The following is a 25,161-nucleotide window of genomic DNA, read 5'->3' as shown; positions in this document are numbered from 1 at the left end:
CAAGATGCCCCCCGCGACCGTGGCCAAGCCCCGGCTGGGGGGGCGCGTCAACGCGGGCTTCACCCTCATCGAGGTGATGGTCGTGCTGGTCATCATGGGCGTCATGGCCACGGGCATCAGCCTCGGGCTGGACAGCCTGCGCGGGCGTGATGCCGACCAGGCCCTGCGGCGCCTGCGCCTGGTGCTGGAAGCCACCGCCGACCGGGCAGCGGTCCGCGGCCGGCCGATCATCGTCGAGTTCCTGCCGGACGGCTACCGTTTCTCGGCCCTCGATCCGGACGACAACTGGCGTCCCCTCAACGATCCGCCGGTGTTCACCGAGAAGACGCTGCCCAGCGGCCTGTACTGGTCCGGCCTGCGCATCGACGGCCAGCCGGAATCCGCCACGCCGCGCCTGCAATTTGGCACCCAGGCACCGGAATACGAACTGCGCGTCGCCACCCCGGGCGGCGAGGCCCGCCTGATCGGCAAGGCCAACGGCGACGTGATCCTGGCCCTGCCGGGCCACAACGCATGATGATGTGCAAGGGCACCCGCAGGGCGGGCGGCTTCACGTTGCTCGAAACCCTCGTCGCACTGGCCATCCTGGCCATTGCGCTGACCGCTGCCTTCCGTGCGATGGGCGTCACCGCCCAGTCCTCCGCCGAGCTGCGCGAACGCCTCGTCGGCGACTGGATCGCCGAGAACCGCCTGGCCGAACTGCGCGCCACCCAGGCCTGGCCCGACGCCGGCACCAATGAAGGCAGCGCCGAGCAGGCCGGGCGAAGCTACCGCTGGCGCGAAGAGGTGAAGAGCACCGCCAACCCCCTGTTCCGCCGCGTGGATGTCAGCGTCTTCGCCGAGGAGTCGGACCAGCACGCCATCGCCCGACTGAGCGGCTACCTGGCGAGGCCACTGCGATGACGCGTCTTCATGCGAAAGCCCAAGCCGCGCAGCATCACCAGCACGGCCTGACCCTCATCGAGCTGATGGTGGCGCTGGCGATCTTCGCAATCCTCGGCGTGCTGTCCTATCGCGCCCTGTCGGAGGTCGCCACCAGCCACGACCGGCTGGAAGCCAGTTTCGAACGCTGGCGCGCCATCGGCCGCAGCATGCAACGCATCGACACCGACCTGCTGCAGGCTGTCTCCCCCGGCGAGCAACGGGGAGCGCCAGGCGCCCCACCGGCCAGCACCAGCACGCCGGCCATGATCCTCGGCCGCTCCGCCAGCGGCGGCGGCCCGGAATTCCAGTTCCTGCGCCTCGACGACAGCCGCGGTGTGCGCCGGGTGGGCTTCCGCCTGGTGGACGGCCGCCTCGAATGGCTGCGCTGGAGCGGCCGCGAGCCCCTCGGCGACCCGAGCGTGGAGCCCCTGCTCGACAACATCCGCGACCTGCGCTGGCGCTTTCTGTACAACAACAACCGCCTCGACGCCTGGCCGCCGGGGGACCGCCGCGCCGCATTGCCGGACGCGGTGATCCTCGAACTCGACCTGCCCGACGTGGGCACCGTCACGCGCATGATCGCCCTCCGCTGATGAGCCGCCGTCCCTTCTCCCCCGCCTCCGGCACGGCCCGCCGGCCCGGCCCCCAGCGCGGCGCCGCGGTGATCCTCGCGCTGCTCACGGTAACCCTCGTCGCCGGCATTGCCGCCGCCGCGGTCGGCGACCTGGGCGTCGCGATGGACCAGGTGATGGGCCGTCACGACCAGGCCCAGGCCCGCCTGCTGGCCCGCGGCGCCGTGGACTGGGCGCGCAACGTGCTGGCCGAAGACGCCCGCACGACCCAGGTAGACCACCTCGGCGAGAGCTGGGCCGTCAAGGTGCCACCGACGCCCGTCGAGGAAGGCGAAGTCAGCGGCGAACTGCAGGACCTGTCCGGACGCATCAACCTCAACAACCTGGTTCAGATGGATGGTGCCAGCCTGCTCGAGGTGGAACAGTTCCGCCGCCTGCTGGCCATCGTCGGCGTCGGCGACGGGGACGCCCTCAACCTCACGTCGGCCCTGCTCGACTGGCTCGATGCCGACGACACGCCACGCCTGCCCGGTGGCGCCGAGTCGTCCTGGTACGAGGCCCAGACGCCGGCCCGCCGGCCGGCCAACGGCCCGCTGCTGGCCGTCAGCGAGCTGACCCAGGTGCGCGGCTTCACACCGGATCTGGTAGCCCGCCTGACGCCCTTCGTGGCAGCCCTGCCCGGCGACAGCAAGATCAACGTCAACACCGCGCCAGCCGAAGTCCTGGCCGCCGCCATCCCCGGCCTCAGCCTCGACGCCGCGCGCCTGCTGATCGTGCAGCGCAACCGCGCCTGGTTCAAGGACCTGCCCGACTTCAAGGCCCGCCTGCCGTCCCAGGACCTCAATCCCGACACCTCCCGGCTGGCCACCACCAGCCGGCATTTCCTCGCCACTGGCCGCGCGCGCTTCGGCGTCTCCATGGTCCGCATGGAGGTCCTGCTGGACCGCGCCCAGATCTGGCCCACTATCGTTTGGCAGAAACTGCTATGACCCGTCTCATCCTCGCCATCGACGAGCACTGGCCGACCCGGCCGGACTGCCCGTGGGCGCTCCTCGGCCCGGATGGCCAGCCGCTCTCAGAAGGCCGCAGCGAGCCCCGCCACTGGCCCGCCGCCGACGAATGCGAAGTCGTCCTAACCGGCCCCCAGTGTCTGTGGCTCGAAGTCCCCCTGCCGCGCGCCACCCGCCGTGATCTGCCGCGCCTGCTGGCCTATGCGCTGGAAGATCGCCTGCTGAAGGATCCGGACAGCCAGCACCTCACCGTCAGTCATCGCCGCCCCGCAGACGACGGGGAACGTGACCTGGCCGGCGTGCTGGTGGTCGCCCGCGAGCGCCTGCGCCTGGTGGTGGCCCAGCTCGCCGCCATCGGCCGACAAGCCCAGCGCGTGCTTGCCGAAGTGCAGACGGCGCCAGCCGATCCGCAAGGCTGGCAATTGAGCCTGTCCGCCGACGGCGCCATCCTGCGCACCAGCCCCGACGCCGGCCTGGCCATCGACGGAGACATCCTGATGCCGCTGCTGGCCCAACAGGCCGGCGTGGCCCGCGCCGCCAACAGCGCCCCGTCGCGCATCGACGTCCATGTGGCCGCCGGCACCCCGGCCCCCGATCTGACCGGCCTGCAGACCGAAACCGGCCTTGAGACCGTGGCTGCAGCGCCTTACCGCTGGTGGCAGGGCGCCGACCGCAAGACCACCAACCTGCTGCAAGGCGAATTCGCGCCCAGCACCCGCAGCGGCGCCTGGCTCGGCCGCCTGCGCCCGGCGCTGATCCTCGGCGGCGGTGCACTGGCCCTGTGGCTGGTGGCTGACGTGGGCGAGGTTCTGTGGATGAAACACCAGGTCGGGGATATCGACGGGCGCATCGAGCGCATCTACCGCACCAGCTTCCCGAACACCCCGGTGGTTGCCCCGGCCGCCCAGATGCGCCAGCAGCTCAACCAGGAACGGGCCCGCCACGGCCTGCTGCGGGACGACGACGCACTGGCCTTGCTGGCCCAGGCCGCCGAAGCCCTCGGCACCGACGCGGCGGCCGGCATCGTCGCGCTGCGCTATGAGGACGGCCGCCTCGACCTGACCCTCGGCGGCTCCGCCGCTGCCCGCGCCGAAGCGGTGGTCGGCCTGCTGGCCAGCCGCGGCCTGCTCGCCGACCTGCGCCGGGACGGCAACGCCCCCCATCTGCTGCTGCGCCGGGAGAACCTGCAATGAACGCCACCAAGCCCTCCGCCGGCAACGCCGTGATCGGCCCCATCACCCGCATCGTTACCGCCTGGCAAGGCATCAGTCCGCGGGAGCGCCGCCTGGTGACCATCGCCGGTGCCGTCGTCGCCGTCGGCCTCACGCTGAGTTTGCTCGACTGGACCCGCCACGAACGTGGCCGCCTGGACCGCAGCCTGCCGCGCAGTGCAGCGCAGCTGGAACTGGTGCAGGAATCCGCTACCGAAGTCGCCCGCCTGCGCACCCAGCCGCCCCTGCAGGCGCCCACCGGGCCGGCCCTGCTCGAAGCCGCCCAGGCCGCCGCCAAGAGCCGCGGCCTGGGGCTGACGCTGCAGGCCGGCGGCGAAGGCCTGCATGCGAAGGGCCAGGCGCCCTTCGACGAACTCGTCACCTGGCTCGCCGCCGTACAGCGCGACCAGGGCCTGCGCGTGCTGCGCATGGAGATCCAGCAACAAGGCCCGCAGGCCAGCATCGACGCGGTGCTGGCCGGACCGGCCACCCCCTGAGCCATGCTGCGCAAACTGCTCGTCTTTGCACTGCTGACGCTGGCTCTGCTGATCGCAAAGGCACCGGCCGGCCTCATCGACCTGCTGGTGGCCCGCCTGACCCAGGACGGCCTGCGCCTGCAGCAGGCCGAGGGCAGCCTGTGGAAGGGCCACGGTGTGCTGGCCAGCCGGGATGCCAACGGACGCAGCCTGAAACCCTGGCTACCGCTGAGCTGGGACTTCGACGCCGGAGCCCTCGGACGCGGCGCGACCGCATGGTCACTGACCAGCAGCGGCGTGCCCGTCGGCCATGTCGAAGCGGGCCTGCGCGGCCTCGATGTGAGTGGTTTCAGCCTGCACGCCCCCGCCGATGCGGCACTCAGCCCCATTCCCAACCCCGTCGCGCGCGCCGGCTGGCAGGGCGACCTGACCGTCGAGGCGCCCACCTGGCACTGCCCGCCCGACGGACGCTGCTCCGGCGAGGCCCGCCTGCTGTGGCGAGGTGCCCGTAGCGCGCTGTTCCCCGGGCGCCAGTTCGGCGATTACGAGATCAGCCTGGACGCCCACGACGGCCTGGTCCGCTACACCCTGCAGACCCTCGCCGGCGATGTTGTCGCCAACGGCAGCGGCGAGGCGGCGCCGGGCCAGATTCCACGCTTCGACGGCACCTTGAGCGGCGAACCGGAATTCCTCAATCGCCTGCCCGCAATCGCTGGCGGCGCGGCCCGCCCCACTTCCCAGCCCGGGCATTTCGAGATCCACTGGCCGCCGCGCTGACTTTCCTCTGCCACGGGATTCCGCCAGAATGTGGGATCAATCCGAACCACCCGCCACGCCGAAGCCCGCATCCATGAATCCGATCCAAGCCGCCCGTGCCGCCGGCCAGCAAGTCTGGCTCGACAACCTGTCCCGCTCGCTGATCAACGAAGGCCTGCTCGCCCGCCACATCAAAAACGGCGTGGCCGGCGTGACCACCAATCCGGCGATCTTCCACAAGGCCATCGCCGACGGCCACGACTACCGACCGGCGCTGGATGCGCTGAACGGCGAGAACCTGTCGGCCGAGCAGCGCTACGAGCGCCTGGTGATCGAGGACGTGCAGCGCGCCTGCGACCTGATCCGCCCGGTCTTCGACGCCAGCCAGGGCGATGCCGGCTACGTGAGCCTGGAGGTCTCCCCGGCGCTGGCCGATGACGAGGCCGGCACCGTCGCCGCGGCCCGCCGCCTGCGCGCCGCCGTCGCCCGCGACAACCTGCTGGTCAAGATCCCCGCCACCGCGGCCGGCGTGCGCGCCATCGAAATCCTGACCGGTGAAGGCGTCAGCATCAACGTCACGCTGATGTTCTCGCTGGGCCACGTGGATGCGGTAGCCGGCGCCTACCAGCGCGGTCTCGAGAAACTGGCCGCTACCGGCGGCGACGTGTCCCGCGTACGCTCGGTGGCCAGCGTCTTCCTGTCCCGCTGGGACAGCCTGATCGACAAGCAGCTCGAAGAAATCGGCAGCGACGCCGCCCTCGCACTGCGCGGCAAGGCGGGCGTGGCGCTGGCCCGCCAGGCCTACCAACGCTATCTGGCGCGCTTCCACGGCGCGGGCTTCGCCGCCCTGGCCACCAAGGGCGCCCGTCCGCAGAGCATGCTGTGGGCCAGCACTGGCACCAAGAACGCGGCCTATTCCGACCTGATGTACGTCGAACCGCTGATCGGCGCGGAAACCGTCAACACCCTGCCCGACGCCACCCTGGCAGCCTTCGTTGACCACGGCCAGGTCCGTGCCGGCACCGTCACCGAAGACGTGGATGGCGCCGCCGCCCACATCGCCGCGCTGGCCGCCCTCGGCCTGGATCTGGAAGTCCTCGGCGAACGCCTGCAGCAGGACGGCCTCGCCCAGTTCGCCACGGCCTTCGGCAAGCTGCTCGAACTGACTGCCTGAACGCAGGCCACCGTGATGAAAAAGGCGCCTCGCGGCGCCTTTTTCATTCGATCCGTCCCTGTCTGGGCTCACCTACGGCAACAAGCTCATTCATCGCCCCGCCCCCGACAGGTTCTCGCCCTTCATCGACGCTCAGCGCGCCGCCCCGGCCAGCCGGGCCACACCGTTGATCGTCGCCCCCGGCGCGATCCCCTTCTGCTTGAACCAGCCCAGGTTCATCTCCAGCGCGAAGCGCGCCGGCCCGGCTGCGCAGTGGTTGTTCTCCGTCTGCGGCTGCATGTCCTCGATGTTGAGGATGCGTCCTTGCTCATCCAGGAAGGCCACCGACAACGGCAGCAGCGTGTTCTTCATCCACATGCAGTGGCGCTGGTTCTCGGTGAAGGCGAACAACATGCCATGGTTCTGCGGCATGTTCTTGCGCTGCATCAGGCCACGCATGCGGTCCTGCTGGGTAACGGCCGCCTCGGCCTCGATACGGTACATGCCGACGCTCAATTCGGTGAGCGGCATCTCGCCTTCCGCATGGGCAACAAAGGCCGACAGCACGAGGGCCAGACCGGCGGAGGCGGAAGGCAGGGAAAAACGGATCAGGGCCATAGCAGGGATAGAAACAAATAAGGGTGGAAGCGAATGCCTTCGCCGGTGGAAACCAATCGACACGCACAGGGCGGATGAACACGCCGCGCCAAAATTCAAGCAACGCGGGGCCGACGCTGTGGTTGACCGGGCTTGCCAGGCCGCGTTGATGCAACCGCCACCGGGAGACGGCTCCGCAGGCTCGCCGGCACCGGCGCCTGCCGCCATTCTCCCGGCGTCAGCTCGGCCAAGGACCAGTCGCCGATGCGCTCACGGATCAGGCGCAGGGTCGGGAAGCCGACCTTGGCGGTCATGCGTCGCACCTGGCGGTTCTTGCCCTCGCGCAGCACGATCTCGACCCAACTGGTCGGAATCGACTTGCGCTCGCGGATAGGCGGATTGCGTGGCCACAGCCAACCCGGCTCATCCACCAGGCGCGCCTCGCAAGGCTTGGTGACGAAATCGCCGAGGTCCACGCCAGCGCGCAGGCGAGCCAGCGCAGCCTCGTCGGGCACGCCCTCCACCTGCACCAGGTAGGTCTTGGGCAGCTTGTGCTGCGGATCGGCGATGCGCTTCTGCAGGCCGCCGTCGTCGGTCAGCACGAGCAGACCTTCGCTATCCGCGTCGAGGCGGCCGGCCGCATAAACGCCGGGCACCGGAATGAACTCGGCCAGGGTCTGCTTGCCGGCCTCGCCGGTGAACTGGCACAACACGCCGAAGGGTTTGTTGAAGAGGATCAGGGTGGACACGGTGCTCTCGAAAAACGACAAGCCCGCCTCACGGGCGGGCTTGCATGGGATCGGTGCGGGATCAGACCGCGTAGCGGCGCAGCCGGCGGGAGAACTCTTCCAGTTGCTGAATACCGCTCTGCTCGGCACGGGCGATCCAGTCCTGCAGTTGCTGCAGCAACTGCTCACGGCTGGCCGTCGAGCGCGCCCACAGGGCGGTCAGCTCCTCGCGCATCGCGACAACCGTCTGCAGGCGGGTATTGCCCTGCAGCAGGGACGCCAGGCGCTTGCTCTCGTCGGCACACAGCTGACCATCTTCTGCCGCCAGCCAGCGGCGCAGTTCCCGAACCTTCAGCGTGCCGTCGGACTGAGCCTTGAGAGCCGCGAACTCTTCCTGAGCGATGGCTTTCAGGGACTTCACGTAGCGGGTCATCACGTCGTAACGGCAGGTGATGACGGCCTGCAGCGTATCGAAGTCGGCCAGCGCCTTGGCGGCACCGAAGCGCGGCGTCGGGATGGTCTTCTTGACGCGGGCCAGGCCAAGGATCTCGAGGGCCCGGATATACATCCAGCCGATGTCGAACTCGTACCAGCGCGCCGACAGCTTGGCTGAGGTGGCAAAGCTGTGGTGGTTGTTGTGCAGTTCCTCACCACCGATCAGGATGCCCCACGGCAGCAGGTTGGTGGAGGCGTCGGCGCAGTTGTAGTTGCGATAACCCCAGAAGTGCCCCAGGCCATTGACAACGCCAGCCGCCCAGAACGGGATCCAGATCATCTGCACGCCCCACATCAGCACACCGGGCCAGATGCCGAACAGCGCAACATCGATGCCCAGCATGAGGAGGATGCCGGTCTTCGGGCAGGCGGCGAACAGCTTGCGCTCGATCCAGTCGTCGGGCGTGCCGTGGCCATAGCGGGCCATGGTTTCCGGGTTGCGGGACTCCTTCACGTACAGCACCACGCCAGTCCACAATACCTTGTTGATGCCGTGGATCTGCGGGCTGTGCGGATCTTCGGCCGTCTCGCACTTGGCGTGGTGCTTGCGGTGGATCGCCGCCCACTCCTTGGTGACCATGCCGGTGGTCAGCCACAGCCAGGAACGGAAGAACATGGAAGGCAGCGCATGCAGTTCAAGGGAGCGGTGCGCCTGGTGACGGTGCAGGAAGATCGTCACCGAGGCGATGGTGACGTGGGTCAGCGCCAGGGTGATGGCCACATAGCCCCACCACGGCAAATCGAGTAATCCGGAGAACATCGAGGCCTACGATCCTTTGTTGGGTAGTGCGCCGATTCTAGTCGAGTCCCCATACCAAACCAAGGTAAAAGCGGGACAAAAAAGCAAAAAAGCCCCACCAGGGGCTTTTCAGCAACAGCGAAATATGCTTGACCGATCCTATTGGCCCGCCAGCAGGAACGCAGCCTGCGCCAGACAGGCACTCAAACGCTCACCTGGGGCGCTACCGGGTTGAGCAGACGGACCTCCCGCTGGGGAAAGGGAATCTCGATGCCCTCCTCGCGGAAACGCCGCCACACCTCCAGGTTGATCGCCGACCGAATACCGAGTGTGCCCTCGTGGGGGTCCTTGATCCAGAAGCCCAACTGCAGGTTGATACCGTTGTCGGCGAAAGCCTCCACGAAAGCGCCCGGCCCCGGTTCGTCCATCACCCGGGGCTGGTGCCTGGCGGCCTCGACGAGAATGGCCATCGCCTTCTCCAGGTCGGTCGCATAACCAACCTGGATCGGCAGCGCGATACGCACCTTCGGATCAGTGAAGGTCTCGTTCTGCACCACCGAACCGACCAGGGTCTCGTTCGGCACGATGGACTCGATGCCAGTCATGCCCTTCAGCACGGTGTAGCGGGTCGTGATCTGGCTGACCACACCACGCTCGCTCCCGACCGAGATCAGATTGCCGAGGCGGATCGAGCGGTCCAGCAAAAGAATGAAGCCCGACACGTAGTTGGCGGCGATCTTCTGCATGCCGAAGCCGAGGCCGACACCGAGCGCCCCGCCGAATACAGACAGTGCCGTGAGGTCGATACCCACCAGCGGCAGGCCGATGGCCACCGCCAGCACGATCAGCACCGCCTTCACCAGGCGCGCAAAGACCAGCTTGAGGTTGGAATCCAGCCCCTCGGTGTTCATCAGCCGCGTCTCGACGACGCCGCCCAGCCACAGGGCAGCCAGTACCGTCAGCAGCACGGTGAGAGCGCCCTGCAGCAGCATCCATAGGTTCAGCCTGGCCTTGCCGATCGTGAAGTCGATCTGCTCCAGGCCATCGATGACGGTCGGCAGCACGCCGCTGATGTGCAGCGCCACGATGATCCACGCCGTGAAGGCGAAGAACTTTTCGAAGGCTGCCAGCCAGGCGGCCTGGGGGAAGGCCCGCTTGATCGCATGGACGGTCAGGCGGATTGCTGCCATCGCCAGCAGCAGCGGCACCGCCAGCTTGAACAGGTTCACATGCTGCCAGTTGCCGAGAATGATGCGGGCAACCAGCACCAAGCCCAGCGCGGTAACCGGAAAGATCACCCGGCGCAGGCTTTCCTCGCCGGCGCCGCGTCGCAGCTGCGGATTGACCGTGAGGCGGCGATGCAGGAGCACACGGATCTGCCGCGTGATCAGGCCGGCAAGCGCCAGGCACAGGACCAGCACGCCTACCTGCCAGAACACGGAGGGCTGCTGCAGGTCGTCCCACAGGTCAGTCAGCAGATGCGCGATCTGATTCTCTTCCACTCTCTCTCCTCTTGCGTTCGGGCAGATCGTCCAGGCTGCGCACCAGCTGGGCCTCGTCACGCTGGCGTTGCCAGTTGTCGGCATACACGCGCACCAGCGCCGGATTGCCGCGCAGCACCAGCAGGTTCTCCGCGTTGGACAACCGGGCCGCCCGGGTAAAGTTGTAGGATCCGGTGGCCAGCGCCGCGCGCGGCGAATCCGGATCAAAGATCATCACCTTGTTGTGGGCGATGTTGTAACGGGTCTCCACAGCCACCGGGATGCCGGCGGCCAGCAGGACAGGCAGCACGCTCGGCGAGGCCGGCCGGTTCATCTCCGCGTCCAGCATCACCTCGACCTTCACGCCACGCCGTTGGGCGTCGATCAGCGCGCGGGCCAGCGGCTTGCTGGTGAATAGATAGGCCTGAACCAGAATGCGTTCCCTGGCTTCGCCAATCGCTTTCAGCAACACGGCTTCCGGATCGTTCCATGGGGAGAAGGCAATCTCCACCTTGCCCTTGGCGCTCACCGTCGTCGACGGATCCCGCTCGAGGGCGCGGGCCTGCACCGCGCACAGCAGCATCAGGCCCACCAGCAGCAGGCGGAGCAGCATCAGGCCTTGCGCTCCAGTACCGCGGCGAAGAAGCCGTCGGTGTCGTGGGTCTGCGGAGTCAGGTGCAGTTGCTCACCACACTCGATGGCGACGCCCTGCTTGGCCAGAACCTCTTGTGCGTTCAAGGGTGCGAAGCCTTCGTTGGCGGCCAGGAAGGCGGCGACGATGGCCTCGTTCTCTTCCGGCAGCAGGCTGCAGGTGGCGTACACCAGGCGGCCGCCCGGCTTCACCAGGCGTGCGGCGCTCGCGAGGATGGCGGCCTGCTTGGCGGTCAACTCGGCCAGCGCCTCGGGGCTCTGACGCCACTTCAGGTCGGGGTTACGGCGCAGCGTACCAAGGCCACTGCACGGGGCATCCACCAGCACCCGGTCGATCTTGCCGGCCAGGCGCTTGACGCGCGGATCGTTTTCGCTGGCGATGACAACCGGATGGATGTTGGACAGGCCGGAGCGGGCCATCCGCGGCTTGAGCTTGGACAGGCGCTTGTCGGACACATCGAAGGCGTACAGGCGGCCGGTGTTGCGCATCAGCGCGCCGAGCAGCAGCGTCTTGCCGCCGGCGCCGGCGCAGAAGTCCACGACCATCTCGCCACGCTTGGGCTGCAGCAGGAAACCCAGCAACTGGCTACCCTCGTCCTGCACCTCGAAGCTGCCGTCGAGGAACAGCGGATGCTTCTGCAGCGCCGGCTTGCCTTCCAGGCGCACCGCGGCGGGGGAGTAACGCCCCGCCGCACAGGCGATGCCGTCGGCCTTGAGGCGCTCGACCAACGCGTCGCGCTCGATCTTCAAGGTATTGGCGCGCAGGTCCAGCGGTGCCGGGCGGTTGAGGCTCTGGGCCAGAGCGACGACCTGATCGGGACTCAGGGTGGCGAGCAGGCGCTCGGCCAGCCAGTCGGGCAGATCGGTGGATTCGGCCAGGCTCATCTCGCCGGCGTCGCGGCCCTTGATCTCGGTGAAGTAGTCGATGTCACGGCCGTGCAGGCCTTCGCCGAGCTGGCGCAGCGTGGTGCCTTCGACACGGGCCAGCCAGGCCAGGATCAGCTGGCGGGTGGAGGCCTCCGGGCCACACAGGCGTTCGAGGGTGCGCTTGCGGCGCAGCACGCCATAGACGGCCTCGGCGACGAAGGCCCGGTCCCGGGCGCCCAGTTCGCGCAGGTCCTTGAAATAGCGGGACAGCACCGAATCGGCGGGGTATTCGAAGCGCAGCACGGTGCGCAGGGCCTGGCTGGCGGACTGGATCTGGGCGGGGGTGATGGTCATGGGAATTTCTTACTCTTGCTTGTGGGGGCGAGCCTGCTCGCCCAATGGAGCGGACCGGGGCCGGCGAACCGGCCCCGAATTATTTGTTGGATTTGCCGCGATTTTACTGCGGGGCGTGTTTGCCGAGGTTGACGCCGGTGGCGACCTGGTCGAGTACATCACCGTTTTTGTCGGTGATCTTCAGGCGCACCGGCAGGTTGGCGTAGTCGCGGGCCAACCAGATATCGATCTTCAACTCGCCGCGGTGGCCGGTGCTGCCCAGATGATAAGCAGACACCTTGCCGGCGGGGATGTCGAGTTCCTCGAGACCGAGATTCTGGATCACGGAGCGCACCGCGCTCTTGCCAGTCACCACCAGCAACTCGGCGCGCTGAAAACCCTCCGGCCGCAGTGCCAGGTCGTGCATCAGGGTCAGCACGTCCTGGTCTCCCTCTGCCAGCGGAAACTCCCGCCGCCGCTCACCGGCTGTCAACACGACCTTGCCGGCAGCCCAGTCGAAGTCGGCCTTCTCCTTTAACTGGCCGTCCCGTTCGACGGTGAAACGATCCGGCAGCAGGCCGTTGGGGCCGATGCGCCCCTCGCTGTGCTGGATCATCCTGAACGGCCGCAGCAGTCCGATGAGGCCGGCAGTCTCGACCACCGTCTCCATCGAATAGTGATCCTTGTCGTGGGACCACGCGTGGGTGGTGCGGCCGATGACGAAATTGCGCTCGCCACGGATCACGTTGTACTGGATCCGGCCGGACTTGATCCAGCCGTCGCCGTAGCCTGTTCCGGACGCCTTGCCGCTAGCCGCTTCCGTCGCGGGGGAAACTGGCGGCTCCGTCGCCGGCTTTTCGGTCGCTGCGGCGGCCTCGGTGGCGGGCGGCACTTCGGGTGTGGTGTCGGATGGTCCGTGGCCCTGTTCCGGTACGGGTACCGCCTCCATTCCCGCCCCGCTCTCGGCCACCGCCCGATGCGGCGCCGGAGCGCGACGCGGGGCTGGCTTGCGGACAGCCGCGGGACTCTTGTCCGCCCGCAAGCTTGGCTTCGGCAACGGCGCCAGGCGGGCGTCCAGCGGCGGCAACACGCTGGCCTGCTCGGACGGCAGGCGCCAGGCAGGGCCGATCAGCACTATCCCATGAACCAGCAACGATACGGTGACCGCGACGGCAAGGGTCGCGCCAGCCCGACGAGACACAGCCATTAGCGGTTCAGCCCTCGACCGACGGCACCGTCCATCCGGTCGGGCCGGCCAGTTCGTCACGAACGCGGACACGGTCTTCCGCATCAAAGCTCAGGCGCCCCTCGATGAACCAGCGCACCGCCTGCGGGTAGATGCGGTGCTCCTGCACCAGCACGCGGGCGGCCAGCGCCGCCTCGTCGTCGCCCGGCAGCACCGGCACCACGGCCTGGATCACGATGGGGCCGCAATCGAGGGTCGGCGTCACGAAATGGACCGTCGTGCCATGCACACGCACGCCGGCCTCCAGCGCGCGCCGGTGGGTGTGCAGGCCCGGGAAGGACGGCAGCAGGCTCGGGTGGATGTTGAGCAGGCGGCCGGCGTAACGGCTCACGAATGCATCCGTGAGGACGCGCATGAAGCCCGCCAGCACCACCAGATCTGGCGTCAGCGCGTCGATAGCCTCGGCCAGGGCGGCGTCGAAAGTTTCACGGTCCGCGTAAGCCTTGTGATCGACGACGCGCGTCGGAATGCCACGCTCGGCCGCAAAGCCGAGGCCGGCCGCATCCGGCCGATTGGAAATGACGCCGGCGATACGGGCGCCGGGGATCGCGGCGGCGACGATGGCCTCCATGTTGCTGCCACGACCGGAGATCAGGATGACGATGTTTTTCTGCATGAAGAGTCCTCAACTCGCTGCTCGCGCCGCCGACCGGCCGCGTAACCAGCCGATGGCGACCGGCAACAGCGAGATGGCGATGATGCCGAGGATCACCGCCGACAGGTTGTTCTTGACGGCCGGCAGGTTGCCGAAGCCGTAGCCGAGCCAGGTCAGCGAGAAAATCCACACTGCACCGCCCAGGAAGTCCAGCGCCACGAAACGCGCGTAGGTCATGCGCGCCACGCCGGCCACGAAAGGCGCGAAAGTGCGCAGCAGCGGCAGGAAGCGGGCGATGATGATGGTCTTGCCGCCGTGGGATTCGAAATAGGCGTGGGTCTTGTCGAAGGCCTGACGGTTGAAGAGGCGGGAATTCTCCCAACGGAACACCTTGGGCCCGATGGTATGGCCGATCCAGTAGTTGGTGTTGTCGCCCAGCACCGCCGCGGCCAGCAGCACGGCGCACAGCACGCCGATGTCCATGCCGCCGGTGGCGGCCAGCGCGCCGGCCACGAAGAGCAGCGAATCGCCCGGCAGGAAGGGAAAGATCACCAGGCCGGTTTCACAGAAGATGATCAGGAACAGGATCGCGTAAATCCAGGTGCCATAGTTGCTCGCCAGATCGGCCAGATGCACATCCAGGTGCAGGACGATATCGATGAAGGTGGTCAGGAGTTCCATTTCCGCGCCGCAAAAATAAGGTGAGACATGATACCGGAGCACGCTGTGCCCCGCTCACAGGTGCATAATCCGGGGTGTCCGTGCGGCACCGCATCATGCATGCCGAACCACTGCATCCGGAGCCTTGCCATGTCTGTCGACCGCAATTCCGTCCCATCTTCCGAAGCCGCCGATGCCAATAGACTGGCCGACGCCCTCGCCGATACCCTCGAAGCCATCGAATGGCTCGAACGCTTCGAACGTCCCTACCTGCTGGCCCGCTATCAGGCCAGCCTCGGAGAACTGGAAGTCCGCCTGCTGGGCCTCAAGGTCGAGCACCGCGCCTACCGCAGCCGCGTCGAACTCGGCCAGGCCCGCCTGCGCCGCGGCGAGCCTCTGAGCAGCCTGGCCCTGGCCACCATCGAACGGGCCGTAGCCTCCGAAGTGCTGGCCTGGCAGGCCCTGGAAGCCGACCACACCCGCGTACTGGCCGACAGCCAGCGCCATCCGGGCGGTCGTCCGCCCCTCGATCCAGCCCGCGTCACCCGTTGCCGTTCCGCCTGGCGGCGGCTGGCGCGCCACCTGCATCCGGAAATCCGTCCCGACGAGCCGCTGGCAGACCGCTACTGGGGCAAAGTGGACGACGCCTACCGGGACATGGACGCCGACCTGCTCGATGCACTGGCGCCCTTCATCGAGCGGGAAGTCACCACCGCACGGCGCCCCTTCCAGACTGGTGCGGAAGCTCGTCTGCGTAACCTCCTCGACGTCCGCCGCAAGCGCCTGTCGCGCATGGGCAGCCAGGCGCCGTTCTGCTGGGCCGACGATCTCGAAGACCCGGAATGGATCGCCGAAAAGCAGGCCACCCTGGCAGCGGAAATCGAGGCGGAGTCCGACGCCCTCGCCACCCTCGTGCTCGAATTCGCCGGCATGTCGGCGACGGCGGTCAAGTAGGGGCACGGCAACACGCCTTCGCTGAAACCGACGCCGCTCGCGCCAGGGGGCGGGCGTAAGGCTGTTCGCTCAGCGGTCGGCAACTCGATCACTTCCGCAGCCAGGCTCAGACTCGTCAAACTGCGGGGCGAATGAATTCTCCCCACGGTTTCAGCCTTTCCCGATATTCACTCAGGCCAGCGCCTTGTCCACGATCTCCGCCACGTCGGGTGACAAGCCCTCCTCCTGCGCCAGCGTCTCGAAGGCCGCGCGGATGCGGCCCTGGATCTCCGGCGTGAACTTGCGCCAGCCCTCCAGTGCCCGCGCCATGCGGGATGCGACCTGCGGGTTGCTCTTGTTCAGCGCCTTCACCTGCTCGACCCAGAAGGCGTAGCCGGCTCCGTCGGGCCGGTGGAACTCCGCCGCGTTGGCGCGGAAGTAGCCACCCAGCAGCGAATAGACCTTGTTGGGGTTGGACAGACTGAAGGCCGGGTTGTCCATCAGCGCACGCACCTGATCAAGGGTGGCCGGCGCCGCATTGGACCAACGCCAGGCGCTGGCCTGCAGCAGGAACCACTTGTCGAGGACCAGCGCGTCGTCCTTGTATTGCTCGTGGAAGGCGGCCAGCGCGTCGAAGCGCGCCGGGGCGTCACTCTGCACCAGCGCAGCCAGCGCACCGTAACGCTCGGTCATGTTGCCGGCGTGCTCGAACTGCTTTTTGGCCAGATCGATGGCGGTCGCCCCACCCCAGGCGCTCAGGTAGCGCAGACACAGGTTGCGCAGCGCGCGCTTGCCGGCATCCGCCGGGTGGTAACGGTAGTCGCCGTCCACTTCCAGGTCCAGGTAGCGGTCGAGGAAGTCGGCCTGCATCGCGTGGCCCAGCTCGCGCATCAGGTGCATCAGCGCGACGCGCAGCGGCGCCGGATCGGCCTGCGGCATGCGCTCGAGCAGATAGGTTTCGGCCGGCAGCGCGAGGATCTCGGCGAGGAAAGCCGGGTCGAGGGACTCATTGACCAGCAGCGCCCGGAAGGCATGGCCGAAGGCCTGCGGCACCTCCAGCTTACGGCCGGCGGCGGCATCGGCGGCCAGCGCAAGGATCACCCGCTCCATGTAGCGCTGGGCGGCGTCCCAGCGGTTGAAGGGGTCGCTGTCGTGGGCCATGCGGAAGGCCAGACGCGCGTCGTCCTCGTCGAGTTCGAGGATCACTGGCGCCGAGAAGCCGCGCAGGATGGACGGCACCGGCGCCACGTCGATGCCGGTGAAGCGCCAGCTCTTGCTGGCCTCCTTCAATTCGAGAATGCGCGTGGCGTCGCCGGCGCGGGCTTCGCCTTCCAATTGCAGCGGCAAGTCGATACCGTCCGGGCCGATCAGGCCGATGGCCACCGGGATATGCAGCGGCAGCTTGTCCGCCTGCCCCGGAGTCGGCAGCGTACGCTGGCTGAGGGTCAGCGTGTAGCTGCGGTTGTCCGCATCGAAGGCGCCTTCGGCCTTCAAGCGCGGCGTGCCGGCCTGGCTGTACCAGCGCATGAAGAGGTCCAGGTCAGCACCGTTGGCCTCCGCCATGCAGCCGACAAAGTCGTCACAGGTCACCGCCTGGCCGTCGTGGTAGGAGAAGTACAGATCCATGCCGTTGCGGAAGCCCTCCTTGCCGAGCAGGGTATGCAGCATGCGGATGACTTCGGAGCCCTTCTCATACACCGTGGCGGTGTAGAAGTTGTTGATCTCCTGATAGCTGTCCGGGCGGATCGGATGGGCCATTGGACCGGCATCTTCCGGAAACTGGGCACTGCGCAGCACGCGCACATTGGCGATGCGCGTCACTGCACGGGCCGAGGCCGCCGCCGCAGGCGAATCCGACGCGCTGGCCAGCATGTCGGCGGAGAACTGCTGGTCGCGGAAAACCGTCAGCCCTTCCTTCAGGGTCAGCTGGAACCAGTCGCGACAGGTCACCCGGTTGCCGGTCCAGTTGTGGAAGTACTCGTGGGCGACGACGCTCTCGACGTTCTCGTAATCCACGTCGGTGCCGCTCTGCGGGTTGGCCAGCACGTACTTGGTGTTGAAGATGTTGAGGCCCTTGTTCTCCATCGCGCCCATGTTGAAGTCGGACACGGCGACGATCATGAAGCGGTCCAGGTCGAGCTCCAGCCCGAAGGTCTCCTCGTCCCAGCGCATAGAATGGACCAGGGACTCCATCGCGTGATCGACGCGATCCAGGTCACGCTCTTCGACCCACACCTGCAGCAGCACTTCACGGCCGGACATCGTCTTGACGCGGCGCTCCAGCGCCTTCAGGTCGGCGGCCACCAGCGCGAACAGGTAGGACGGCTTGGGGAAGGGGTCTTCCCAGCGGGCGAAGTGGCGTCCGTTGGGCAGGCTGCCGGTTTCCAGCAGGTTGCCGTTGGACAGCAGCACCGGGCACAGGGCTGCATCGGCCTCCAGGCGCACGGTGTAGCGCGCCATCACGTCCGGACGGTCGGGGAAATACGTGATGCGGCGGAAGCCCTCGGCCTCGCACTGGGTGTAGTAGCCGCCTCGCGACTGATACAAGCCCGACAGGGTCAGGTTGGCTGACGGATCGATGCGCGTGACGATCCCTAGCTCAACTCTGTCCGCGGTCACGTCGATCTCCAGGCCGGAGTCGATCTCGCGCAGCTGGCCTGGCGCCGGCTCGGCGCCGTCGATACGCACAGAAATCAGGGTCAGGCCTTCGCCGAACAACACGATGGGGCCGGCGTCAGCATCCGGGTTGCGCACACAGCGCATGCGGTTGGTGACGAGAGTGGCCTGAGCTTCGAGGACGAAATCCAGGTCGACGGTTTCAACGCCGTAGGCGAGCTGCCGATAGGCCTCGCGGCGGATGGGCGAGCCGTTGGGGGTACGCATTGGATGTCCTTAGTCTTGTCTTCGCGAAAGCAGGGATTCTAGCCCGGCCACGAGTGCCAAGCGCGGTGCCAAAGGTGAAATCCCATCGCTGCACCATGTCTGTCCCCGTGGGACTTCCGTGCGGGGCGGGAACATTCGTCCGCGAAGCCTCCACGACCAGCAGAGGCGAATGGATCTACCGCTACAGGGTGTGACAGGATGCGGCGCCGAAAGATTCGACAGCCGCCGGGAACGGTGCCAAAGTTCCAGCCCAGTCCGCCTTTCGTCTTGCCTCCGCAAGCCATCGCTTCATGTACTCGCCGCTGATCCCCGCCACCCTCGTCCGCGCCGCCGACGGCACACCCTATTCGCCCGTCTTCGATGACGTTTACCACACCACCGCCGGCGGCCTCGGCCAGGCGCAGCATGTCTTCCTGGCCGGCAACGAACTGCCGGCGCGCTGGCAGGGACGCGAGCGTTTCACCATCGTCGAGACCGGCTTCGGCCTCGGGCTCAGCTTCCTGGCCACCTGGGCTGCCTGGCGGGACGACCCGGCCCGCTGCGCGCGCCTGCACTTCGTCTCCACCGAGAAGCATCCCTTCCAGGCCGACGACCTCGCCGAACTGCACGCCGCGTGGCCGGAACTTGCACCCCTCGCCGACGAGCTGCGCCGCCACTGGCCGCCGCTGGTGCCGGGCTTCCACCGCATCCACCTGGACGCCGGGCGCGTCACGCTGACGCTGATCTTCGGCGACGCATTGAACACGCTGCCGCAGCTGGAGGCCAAGGCCGACGCCTTCTACCTGGACGGCTTCTCGCCGGCCAACAACCCGGACCTGTGGTCGCCCGCGGTCTATGACCAGCTCGCCCGCCTGGCTGCGCCCGGCGCCACGCTGGCGACTTGGTCAGTAACCGGCCATGTGCGCCGCGGGCTGCAGGAAGCCGGCTTCACGCTGGAGCGGCGCCCCGGCTTCGGCAGCAAGCGGGAGATGCTCAGCGGGCGCTTCGCCGACACCCCATCTGCCACGACGCCCGCCCTGCCCCGCCACGCACTGGTGATCGGCGCCGGCGTGGCCGGCACCTCCATCGCCGAGCGCCTGGCCGCCCGCGGCTGGCGCATCACCATCATCGACGAAGCCGCCGGCCCCGGCCATGGCGCCTCCGGCAACAAGGCCGGCGTGTTCCGCCCCCTGCCGAGCCTGGACGACAACCGGCTGGCACGCGTCACCCGCGCCGGCTTCCTGTACGGCCGCCACCACCTGGAGGCGCTGGCCGAAGCCGGCCATGCGCCGCGCTGGTCGCCCTGCGGCGTTCTGCACCTGGCCCGCGACGCCAAGCAGGAGGGCAAGCAGAAGGCCGTCGTGGATACCCAGACCCCGCCTACCGACTATCTGCGCTTTGTGGACAAGGACGAGGCCGCCCGAATCGTCGGCTGGCCAGTGGAACTGGGCGGCTGGTGGTTCCCCAGCGGTGGGTGGATCCAGCCGCCGACCCTGTGCGCCGCCAACCTCGCAGCAGCCGGAGGCACCGTCGAAGCCCGCTTTGGGCAGCAAGTGGCGCGCCTCGAACACCAGAGCGACGCGTGGATTGCCTTCGATCCGGCCGGAGCGGAGATCGCCCGCACGCCGGTGGCGATCCTCGCCAACGGAGTCGGCATCCGCGCCCTGCCCCAGGCCGCCACGCTGCCGGTCCGCCCGGCCCGCGGCCAGGTCTCCCACCTGCCTGCCGAGGCCGGCAGCCCGCCGAACGTGGTGGTGTGCCGCCTCGGCTACGTGAGCCCCGAAGTGGACGGCCTGCGCTGCGCCGGCGCCACCTTCCTGGCCGAAGACGATGGCACCGAGCTGCGCGAGGCCGAGCACCGGGAAAATCTCACCAAGCTGGACTTCATCCTGCCCGGCTACGCGGCCGCTTACGACCCGACCCAGCTAGACGGCCGCGTCGGCTTCCGCCCCGCCTCGCCGGACCGCCTGCCGATGGTCGGCGCCATTCCGGCCGTCGAACGCGCCGAGCGTACCACGCCCCTGGCCGACATCCCGCGCCAGCCAGGTCTGTTTGCGGTGTCCGGTTTCGGCGCCCGTGGCCTAGTATGGGCCAGCCTCATCGGCGAGCTGCTGGCCAGCCAGCTCGACAATGATCCGCTGCCGCTGGAACGCGAACTGGTTGACGCCCTCGACCCGGCCCGCTACCTGCTCAAGCCACCCCGCCCCAGCACCGGCGGCGAAGAGTAAGCGCCTCCCTGACTTTTGTAAGCGGTGGTTGCAGGTGTCACCGTCAGCCGGCCTACGGCGTTAATCTTTTCATTCATTGAGGAGAACACGCATGAGCACCAGTCCTTCCCGCACGCCGCTGCACCCGATGATGTGGGTGGCAGCCGCCTCCGTCACCGTGCTGAGTCTGGCCGGCGTCGCCAAACTGACCGGCCTGCTGCCCGACGCCTCCCACGCACCGGTCGCCCCAGCGGAAACCACCGCCAGCGCACCGGCCACGCCGGCAGCCCCCATCACGGCGCCGACAGCAACCCCGAGCCCGGTCACCGAGCCGGCTCCAGTCGCCAGCACACAGCCGCAGGCCGTCGAACCCGCTCCGGCGCCGAAGCAGGCCGAGCGCCACGAAGCCCCGCGGGTGGCCGCCAAGCCCGCCAAGGACCACACCAAACACCAAGTCACCACGACGACGCCCGCCACAGCAAGCAATCCACCGCCGGGCGACGCGGTGCCGGCCCCCCCGCCCGGCCCCATCAGCGGCCCGGCCCGCAAGGTCGTCGAGACCCCGCCGCCGGCCATCTGCCATGAATGCGGTGTGATCGAGAACGTCGAGGCGATCCAGCAGAAGGGTGAAGGCTCCGGCCTCGGCGCCGTCGGCGGCGCAATCCTCGGCGGCGTGCTCGGCAACCAGGTCGGCGAAGGCTCCGGCAAGAAGCTGGCGCGTATCGGCGGTGCCGTGCTCGGCGGTTTCGCCGGCAACGAAGTCGAGCGGCGCGCCCGCACCGTCAGCCACTACCAGGTCACCGTGCGCATGGACGACGGCACCCGCCGCGTGATCACCGAACAGAGCGCCCCGAGCTGGCGCGTCGGCGACGCAGTGCGCGTGCGCAACGGCGAGATCGTCGGTGCCGGCCAGCCTGCATCGGGCCGCAGCAGCGACTTCTAACACGGAAACGGCAGGAGCCAGCCGCCCCTGCTGTCGATCTGGAAATGCCAAAAACAACGGCCCCGGCGAAGTACTCGCCGGGGCCGTTGTACTCATGGGGCGCAAAAGCAGCCCGGCGGGATCACAGCACCCGGTCGAGACGCGCCAACACCAACTCGCGGCCCATGGTTTCCAGCACCGCGTCGATGGACGGGGTCTGCGGCTGACCGAGCAGCACCACCCGCAACGGGATCGCCACGTGGGGCATCTTCATGCCGTGCTCGGTACAGGTTTCCTTGATCGCGGCGCTCAGTGCGGCCTTTTCCCAGCTTGTCCCAGCCAGCTTGCTGCGCAGCGTCGCCAGCGCAGTACGAGCAGCGTCGGTGAGGTGCTGGGCCAGCAGCTCCGGCGCCACGTGCAGATCGATGTAGAAGGGCTCGGCGGCGTCGGCCAGCTCGTTGAGCGTACTCACGCGGTCCTTGTACAGCGCAATGATCGCCTCCAGCGCCGGACCTGCTTCCGGATTCACTTCGCGGCGGGCCAGGCGGCGCGACACGTCGGCGGCCAGCGCAGCGTTGTCGGCCTGCTTGATGTAGTGGGCGTTCAACCAGTTCAGCTTCTCGGTGTTGAACTGGGCGGCAGACGGGGTGATGTGGTCGAGGTCGAACCATTCCACCAGCTGCGCGCGGGAGAAAATCTCGTCGTCGCCGTGGCTCCAGCCCAGGCGGGCCAGGTAGTTGATGACCGCGTCCGGCAGGTAGCCGTCGTCGTCGTACTGCGTAACGCTGACCGCGCCGTGGCGCTTGGACAGCTTCTGGCCGTCGTCGCCGAGAATCATCGACAGATGGGCGTATTGCGGCACCTCGGCGCCCAGCGCCTTGAGGATGTTGATCTGGCGTGGAGTGTTGTTCACGTGGTCGTCACCGCGGATGACCTGGGTGATGCCCATGTCCCAGTCGTCCACCACCACACAGAAGTTGTAGGTCGGCGTGCCGTCCGGACGGGCGATGATCAGGTCGTCCATCTCGGCGTTGGCGATCTCGATGCGGCCCTTGACCAGGTCGTCCCAGGCCACGACGCCGTCGCTGGGGTTCTTGAAACGGATCACCGGCTGCACGCCGGCCGGCGGCTCGGGCAGCACCTTGCCCGCTTCGGGACGCCAGCGGCCGTCGTAGCGCGGCTTCTCGCCACGGGCGCGCTGGGCTTCGCGCAGCGCGTCGAGTTCTTCGGACGACACGTAGCACGGGTAAGCCGTGCCGGCGGCCAGCATTTCCTGGATCACAGCCTTGTAGCGGTCCATGCGCTGCATCTGGTAAAACGGGCCCTCGTCCCATTCGAGGCCGAGCCAGTTCATGCCATCGAGGATCGCCTGCACCGCCTCGGGGGTGGAACGGGCCACGTCGGTATCCTCGATGCGCAGCACGAAGGTGCCGCCATGGCGGCGGGCGAAGGCCCACGAGAACAGCGCCGTGCGCGCCCCTCCGATATGCAGGAAGCCGGTGGGACTGGGGGCGAAACGGGTACGGACGGTAGAAGCCATGACGTCAATCCGGGAAAGCTTAAAACCCGGCATTTTACGCACAGCGCACGGTCGGGACCAAAGTTCCCGACCGTCTTGCGGGGATCAGATCGCCGCTTCGTTGGTCTCGCCGGTACGGATGCGCACGACCTGCTCGACGGGCATCACGAAAATCTTGCCGTCACCGATCTTGCCGGTGCGGGCAGCCTTGATGATGGCATCCACGGCCTGATCGAGCACGTCGGTGGCCACGACCACCTCGATCTTGATCTTCGGCAGGAAGTCCACCACGTACTCGGCGCCGCGGTACAGCTCGGTATGGCCCTTCTGGCGGCCGAACCCCTTCACCTCGGTGACGGTCAGGCCGGTGATGCCCACTTCGGACAGGGCCTCGCGCACTTCGTCGAGCTTGAAGGGCTTGATGACGGCTTCGATCTTCTTCATATACGGTCTCCTTGGAACGGTCCGGCATTCTAGCCGTAATATCCGGCCCTACGCGGGCCGGTCTCTGTCAGGCATCCCTGTATCGGGACGTGATGGGGTAACGCCAGTCCTTGCCAAAGCCGCGCTGGGTCACGCGGATGCCGATCGGTGCCTGGCGGCGCTTGTACTCGTTGCGCCGCAGCATGGCCACCGCACGATACACCTCCGCCTCGGCATAGCCACGGGCGACGATCTCGTGGGGCGACAAGTCCTCTTCCATGTAGGCGGCGATGATCGCATCCAGCACTTCGTAGGGCGGCAGGGAGTCCTGATCGCACTGGTCGGGTTTCAGCTCGGCGGAAGGCGGCCGGGTCAGGATGTTGTCGGGGATCACCGGGCCGCCCGGCTGGGCGTTGCGCCATGCGCACAGGCGATAGACGAAGGTCTTGTAGATGTCCTTGATGACCGCGAAACCGCCGGCCATGTCGCCGTACAGCGTGGCATAGCCGGTGGCCATCTCGCTCTTGTTGCCGGTGGTCAGCACGATGGAGCCGGTCTTGTTGGACAGGGCCATCAGGATCATGCCGCGGATCCGCGCCTGCAGGTTCTCCTCGGTGGTATCCGCCGCCAGGCCGGCGAACTGAGGCGCCAGCAGCGTCGCGAAGGTCTGCATCGCCGGTTCGATGGCGATCTCGTCGTAGCGCACACCGATCCGGCGGATCATCTCGCGGGAATCGTCGAGGCTCATCTGCGCGGTGTAGGGCGACGGCATCATCACCGCGCGGACACGCTCGGCGCCCAGCGCATCGACGGCGATCGCCAGCGTCAGCGCCGAATCGACACCGCCGGACAGACCGATGATGGCGCCGGGGAAGCCGTTCTTGCCCAGGTAGTCGCGCACGCCGAAGACCAGCGCCTCATAGACGTCAGCCTCGACGGGACGCACCGCCGGCACGCCACCGCCCTGCCAGGCGCCGTCGGCGAACTGCAGCAGGTGGAGTTCCTCGGCGAAGACCTTGCCCTGCCAGGCCAGCGTGCCGTCCCGGTCGAGGGCGAAGGAGCCGCCGTCGAAGACCAGTTCGTCCTGCCCGCCGACCAGGTTGCAATACACCACCGGCAGGCCTGTATCGGCGATGCGCTCGCGCAGCACCTCGTAGCGCAGCGCCTGCTTGTTCATGTGGAAAGGCGACGCGTTGAGGACCAGCAGCACCTCGGCGCCAGCCCCACGGGCCACGTCGGCGGCGCCGGATTCCCACACGTCGGCACAGATGTTCACGCCTACTTTCACGCCCTTCAGATCGAAGACGCAGGCCTCGGTGCCGGCCTCGAAGTAACGCTCCTCGTCGAACACCTCGTAGTTGGGCAGGCGGTGCTTGAAATAGGTTGCGACGACGCGGCCGTCCTGGATCACTGCAGCGGCGTTGTAGCGCTTGCCGTCGGCAAATGCCGGGTAGCCGACCAGCACGGTGATGCCGCGCACCTCGACGGCCAGCTCGGCCAGCGTATCGGCACAGGCTTCGAGGAAAGCCGGCCGCAGCAGCAGGTCTTCGGCGGGATAGCCGCACAGGGCCAGCTCGGGGGTCAGCACCACATCGGCGCCCGCGGCCTTGGCCCGGGCCACCGAATCCAGGATCCGGCGCATGTTGCCGGAGAGGTCGCCCACGACACTATTGAGCTGGGCGACAGCGACGGTAAGAGGGGTATTCATGGGGCAACATGATACCCCTAAGCCGCCCGTCACGAGCCGCCCCGCGCCCCGCCGGCCGCCACAGGCCCGCTCCATGCTTGTATGCTGCCGCCA

Annotated in this window: 24 protein-coding genes; 11 read left to right on the top strand and 13 right to left on the bottom strand. The window is 67.9% G+C overall.

Annotated features, from left to right (window positions below; translation table 11 throughout):
• The first annotated feature begins 4 nt into the window (after positions 1–4).
• The 8 genes from AC1PPK_RS10690 to tal all read left to right on the top strand — a co-directional run bounded on the left by AC1PPK_RS10690 (position 5) and on the right by tal (position 6,123).
• A complete protein-coding gene (locus tag AC1PPK_RS10690; protein WP_481117801.1) occupies positions 5–517 on the top strand; it encodes a prepilin-type N-terminal cleavage/methylation domain-containing protein in 513 nt (170 codons plus the stop codon).
• Complete coding sequence (gene gspI / locus AC1PPK_RS10685) at positions 514–903, top strand: type II secretion system minor pseudopilin GspI (protein ID WP_481117800.1); 390 nt, start codon at positions 514–516, stop codon at positions 901–903. Before AC1PPK_RS10690 ends, gspI begins: the two co-directional genes overlap by 4 nt.
• Complete coding sequence (gspJ, locus tag AC1PPK_RS10680; protein WP_481117799.1) at positions 900–1,517, top strand: type II secretion system minor pseudopilin GspJ; 618 nt, start codon at positions 900–902, stop codon at positions 1,515–1,517. Before gspI ends, gspJ begins: the two co-directional genes overlap by 4 nt.
• On the top strand, positions 1,517–2,485 hold the full coding sequence (gspK, locus tag AC1PPK_RS10675) for a type II secretion system minor pseudopilin GspK (RefSeq protein WP_481117798.1): 969 nt from the start codon (positions 1,517–1,519) through the stop codon (positions 2,483–2,485). The genes gspJ and gspK overlap by 1 nt, the downstream gene beginning before the upstream one ends.
• Complete coding sequence (gene gspL / locus AC1PPK_RS10670) at positions 2,482–3,699, top strand: type II secretion system protein GspL (RefSeq protein WP_481117797.1); 1,218 nt, start codon at positions 2,482–2,484, stop codon at positions 3,697–3,699. The genes gspK and gspL overlap by 4 nt, the downstream gene beginning before the upstream one ends.
• Positions 3,696–4,214 (top strand): type II secretion system protein GspM, encoded by a 519-nt coding sequence (gene gspM, locus AC1PPK_RS10665; protein WP_481117796.1) that lies wholly within the window; start codon positions 3,696–3,698, stop codon positions 4,212–4,214. Before gspL ends, gspM begins: the two co-directional genes overlap by 4 nt.
• A 3-nt stretch (positions 4,215–4,217) precedes the next feature.
• Positions 4,218–4,970 (top strand): type II secretion system protein N, encoded by a 753-nt coding sequence (gene gspN, locus AC1PPK_RS10660; protein WP_481117795.1) that lies wholly within the window; start codon positions 4,218–4,220, stop codon positions 4,968–4,970.
• Between the two features lie 73 nt (positions 4,971–5,043).
• Entirely contained in the window at positions 5,044–6,123 is a 1,080-nt protein-coding gene (gene tal, locus AC1PPK_RS10655) for a transaldolase (RefSeq protein WP_481117794.1), read from the top strand.
• A 132-nt stretch (positions 6,124–6,255) separates the two neighbouring features.
• Here the strand turns inward: tal and AC1PPK_RS10650 are convergent, their stop codons facing one another.
• The 9 genes from AC1PPK_RS10650 to AC1PPK_RS10610 all read right to left on the bottom strand — a co-directional run bounded on the left by AC1PPK_RS10650 (position 6,256) and on the right by AC1PPK_RS10610 (position 14,515).
• Complete coding sequence (locus tag AC1PPK_RS10650; RefSeq protein ID WP_481117793.1) at positions 6,256–6,720, bottom strand: DUF192 domain-containing protein; 465 nt, start codon at positions 6,718–6,720, stop codon at positions 6,256–6,258.
• 95 nt (positions 6,721–6,815) lie between these two features.
• The gene (locus AC1PPK_RS10645) at positions 6,816–7,448 is read right to left on the bottom strand and encodes an rRNA large subunit pseudouridine synthase E (protein ID WP_481117792.1); all 633 of its coding nucleotides are present in this window, start codon (positions 7,446–7,448) and stop codon (positions 6,816–6,818) included.
• A 61-nt stretch (positions 7,449–7,509) separates the two neighbouring features.
• Positions 7,510–8,682 carry a DesA family fatty acid desaturase gene (locus tag AC1PPK_RS10640; RefSeq protein WP_481117791.1) on the bottom strand — a complete coding sequence of 391 codons (1,173 nt, stop codon included), beginning with the start codon at positions 8,680–8,682 and terminating at the stop codon, positions 7,510–7,512.
• A gap of 182 nt (positions 8,683–8,864) precedes the next feature.
• On the bottom strand, positions 8,865–10,163 hold the full coding sequence (locus AC1PPK_RS10635; RefSeq protein WP_481117790.1) for a mechanosensitive ion channel family protein: 1,299 nt from the start codon (positions 10,161–10,163) through the stop codon (positions 8,865–8,867).
• On the bottom strand, positions 10,129–10,755 hold the full coding sequence (locus AC1PPK_RS10630) for a phospholipase D family nuclease (RefSeq protein ID WP_481117789.1): 627 nt from the start codon (positions 10,753–10,755) through the stop codon (positions 10,129–10,131). Before AC1PPK_RS10630 ends, AC1PPK_RS10635 begins: the two co-directional genes overlap by 35 nt.
• Positions 10,755–12,014: an RsmB/NOP family class I SAM-dependent RNA methyltransferase gene (locus AC1PPK_RS10625; RefSeq protein WP_481117788.1), complete on the bottom strand. Its 1,260-nt coding sequence runs from the start codon at positions 12,012–12,014 to the stop codon at positions 10,755–10,757. Before AC1PPK_RS10625 ends, AC1PPK_RS10630 begins: the two co-directional genes overlap by 1 nt.
• A gap of 103 nt (positions 12,015–12,117) precedes the next feature.
• Positions 12,118–13,200, bottom strand: a complete 1,083-nt coding sequence (locus AC1PPK_RS10620) for a DUF3108 domain-containing protein (RefSeq protein WP_481117787.1) — start codon at positions 13,198–13,200, stop codon at positions 12,118–12,120.
• Between the two features lie 7 nt (positions 13,201–13,207).
• Positions 13,208–13,855, bottom strand: a complete 648-nt coding sequence (gene purN / locus AC1PPK_RS10615) for a phosphoribosylglycinamide formyltransferase (RefSeq protein ID WP_481117786.1) — start codon at positions 13,853–13,855, stop codon at positions 13,208–13,210.
• A gap of 9 nt (positions 13,856–13,864) precedes the next feature.
• Positions 13,865–14,515: a DedA family protein gene (locus AC1PPK_RS10610; protein WP_481117785.1), complete on the bottom strand. Its 651-nt coding sequence runs from the start codon at positions 14,513–14,515 to the stop codon at positions 13,865–13,867.
• A gap of 129 nt (positions 14,516–14,644) precedes the next feature.
• Here AC1PPK_RS10610 and AC1PPK_RS10605 point away from each other — a divergent pair, with 129 nt between their 5' ends.
• A complete protein-coding gene (locus AC1PPK_RS10605) occupies positions 14,645–15,448 on the top strand; it encodes a J domain-containing protein (protein WP_481117784.1) in 804 nt (267 codons plus the stop codon).
• 171 nt (positions 15,449–15,619) lie between these two features.
• Here the strand turns inward: AC1PPK_RS10605 and pepN are convergent, their stop codons facing one another.
• Positions 15,620–18,310, bottom strand: coding sequence for an aminopeptidase N (gene pepN, locus AC1PPK_RS10600; protein WP_481117783.1), 2,691 nt, complete (start codon positions 18,308–18,310; stop codon positions 15,620–15,622).
• Between the two features lie 290 nt (positions 18,311–18,600).
• Between pepN and mnmC the strand changes: the two genes are divergently transcribed.
• Both mnmC and AC1PPK_RS10590 read left to right on the top strand, forming a co-directional pair.
• Positions 18,601–20,517 (top strand): bifunctional tRNA (5-methylaminomethyl-2-thiouridine)(34)-methyltransferase MnmC2/FAD-dependent 5-carboxymethylaminomethyl-2-thiouridine(34) oxidoreductase MnmC1, encoded by a 1,917-nt coding sequence (gene mnmC / locus AC1PPK_RS10595; RefSeq protein ID WP_481117782.1) that lies wholly within the window; start codon positions 18,601–18,603, stop codon positions 20,515–20,517.
• A gap of 91 nt (positions 20,518–20,608) precedes the next feature.
• A complete protein-coding gene (locus AC1PPK_RS10590) occupies positions 20,609–21,439 on the top strand; it encodes an outer membrane lipoprotein (RefSeq protein WP_481117781.1) in 831 nt (276 codons plus the stop codon).
• 121 nt (positions 21,440–21,560) lie between these two features.
• On the opposite strand, the gene gltX is transcribed toward AC1PPK_RS10590, so the two are convergent.
• The 3 genes from gltX to AC1PPK_RS10575 all read right to left on the bottom strand — a co-directional run bounded on the left by gltX (position 21,561) and on the right by AC1PPK_RS10575 (position 25,068).
• Positions 21,561–22,958: a glutamate--tRNA ligase gene (gene gltX, locus AC1PPK_RS10585; protein WP_481117780.1), complete on the bottom strand. Its 1,398-nt coding sequence runs from the start codon at positions 22,956–22,958 to the stop codon at positions 21,561–21,563.
• A gap of 84 nt (positions 22,959–23,042) precedes the next feature.
• Positions 23,043–23,381: a P-II family nitrogen regulator gene (locus AC1PPK_RS10580; protein ID WP_079432897.1), complete on the bottom strand. Its 339-nt coding sequence runs from the start codon at positions 23,379–23,381 to the stop codon at positions 23,043–23,045.
• Positions 23,382–23,448: 67 nt separating this feature from the next.
• Positions 23,449–25,068: an NAD+ synthase gene (locus AC1PPK_RS10575; protein WP_481117779.1), complete on the bottom strand. Its 1,620-nt coding sequence runs from the start codon at positions 25,066–25,068 to the stop codon at positions 23,449–23,451.
• Positions 25,069–25,161 lie beyond the last annotated feature (93 nt).

It is taken from the genome of Zoogloea sp. JDB1, from assembly GCF_056724025.1.
The sequence above is the reverse complement of the archived record's forward strand: the minus strand, read 5'-3'. Positions and strand labels throughout refer to the sequence as shown.

What these genes read in the sequence shown, in the direction of transcription:
- AC1PPK_RS10690 (WP_481117801.1), top strand. Translation starts at nt 5, where the DNA reads ATGCCCCCCGCGACCGTGGCCAAGCCCCGGCTGGGGGGGCGCGTCAAC.
- gspI (WP_481117800.1), top strand. Translation starts at nt 514, where the DNA reads ATGATGATGTGCAAGGGCACCCGCAGGGCGGGCGGCTTCACGTTGCTC.
- gspJ (WP_481117799.1), top strand. Translation starts at nt 900, where the DNA reads ATGACGCGTCTTCATGCGAAAGCCCAAGCCGCGCAGCATCACCAGCAC.
- gspK (WP_481117798.1), top strand. Translation starts at nt 1,517, where the DNA reads ATGAGCCGCCGTCCCTTCTCCCCCGCCTCCGGCACGGCCCGCCGGCCC.
- gspL (WP_481117797.1), top strand. Translation starts at nt 2,482, where the DNA reads ATGACCCGTCTCATCCTCGCCATCGACGAGCACTGGCCGACCCGGCCG.
- gspM (WP_481117796.1), top strand. Translation starts at nt 3,696, where the DNA reads ATGAACGCCACCAAGCCCTCCGCCGGCAACGCCGTGATCGGCCCCATC.
- gspN (WP_481117795.1), top strand. Translation starts at nt 4,218, where the DNA reads ATGCTGCGCAAACTGCTCGTCTTTGCACTGCTGACGCTGGCTCTGCTG.
- tal (WP_481117794.1), top strand. Translation starts at nt 5,044, where the DNA reads ATGAATCCGATCCAAGCCGCCCGTGCCGCCGGCCAGCAAGTCTGGCTC.
- AC1PPK_RS10650 (WP_481117793.1), bottom strand. Translation starts at nt 6,720, where the DNA reads ATGGCCCTGATCCGTTTTTCCCTGCCTTCCGCCTCCGCCGGTCTGGCC.
- AC1PPK_RS10640 (WP_481117791.1), bottom strand. Translation starts at nt 8,682, where the DNA reads ATGTTCTCCGGATTACTCGATTTGCCGTGGTGGGGCTATGTGGCCATC.
- AC1PPK_RS10630 (WP_481117789.1), bottom strand. Translation starts at nt 10,755, where the DNA reads ATGCTGCTCCGCCTGCTGCTGGTGGGCCTGATGCTGCTGTGCGCGGTG.
- AC1PPK_RS10625 (WP_481117788.1), bottom strand. Translation starts at nt 12,014, where the DNA reads ATGACCATCACCCCCGCCCAGATCCAGTCCGCCAGCCAGGCCCTGCGC.
- AC1PPK_RS10620 (WP_481117787.1), bottom strand. Translation starts at nt 13,200, where the DNA reads ATGGCTGTGTCTCGTCGGGCTGGCGCGACCCTTGCCGTCGCGGTCACC.
- purN (WP_481117786.1), bottom strand. Translation starts at nt 13,855, where the DNA reads ATGCAGAAAAACATCGTCATCCTGATCTCCGGTCGTGGCAGCAACATG.
- AC1PPK_RS10610 (WP_481117785.1), bottom strand. Translation starts at nt 14,515, where the DNA reads ATGGAACTCCTGACCACCTTCATCGATATCGTCCTGCACCTGGATGTG.
- AC1PPK_RS10605 (WP_481117784.1), top strand. Translation starts at nt 14,645, where the DNA reads ATGTCTGTCGACCGCAATTCCGTCCCATCTTCCGAAGCCGCCGATGCC.
- pepN (WP_481117783.1), bottom strand. Translation starts at nt 18,310, where the DNA reads ATGCGTACCCCCAACGGCTCGCCCATCCGCCGCGAGGCCTATCGGCAG.
- mnmC (WP_481117782.1), top strand. Translation starts at nt 18,601, where the DNA reads ATGTACTCGCCGCTGATCCCCGCCACCCTCGTCCGCGCCGCCGACGGC.
- AC1PPK_RS10590 (WP_481117781.1), top strand. Translation starts at nt 20,609, where the DNA reads ATGAGCACCAGTCCTTCCCGCACGCCGCTGCACCCGATGATGTGGGTG.
- gltX (WP_481117780.1), bottom strand. Translation starts at nt 22,958, where the DNA reads ATGGCTTCTACCGTCCGTACCCGTTTCGCCCCCAGTCCCACCGGCTTC.
- AC1PPK_RS10580 (WP_079432897.1), bottom strand. Translation starts at nt 23,381, where the DNA reads ATGAAGAAGATCGAAGCCGTCATCAAGCCCTTCAAGCTCGACGAAGTG.
- AC1PPK_RS10575 (WP_481117779.1), bottom strand. Translation starts at nt 25,068, where the DNA reads ATGAATACCCCTCTTACCGTCGCTGTCGCCCAGCTCAATAGTGTCGTG.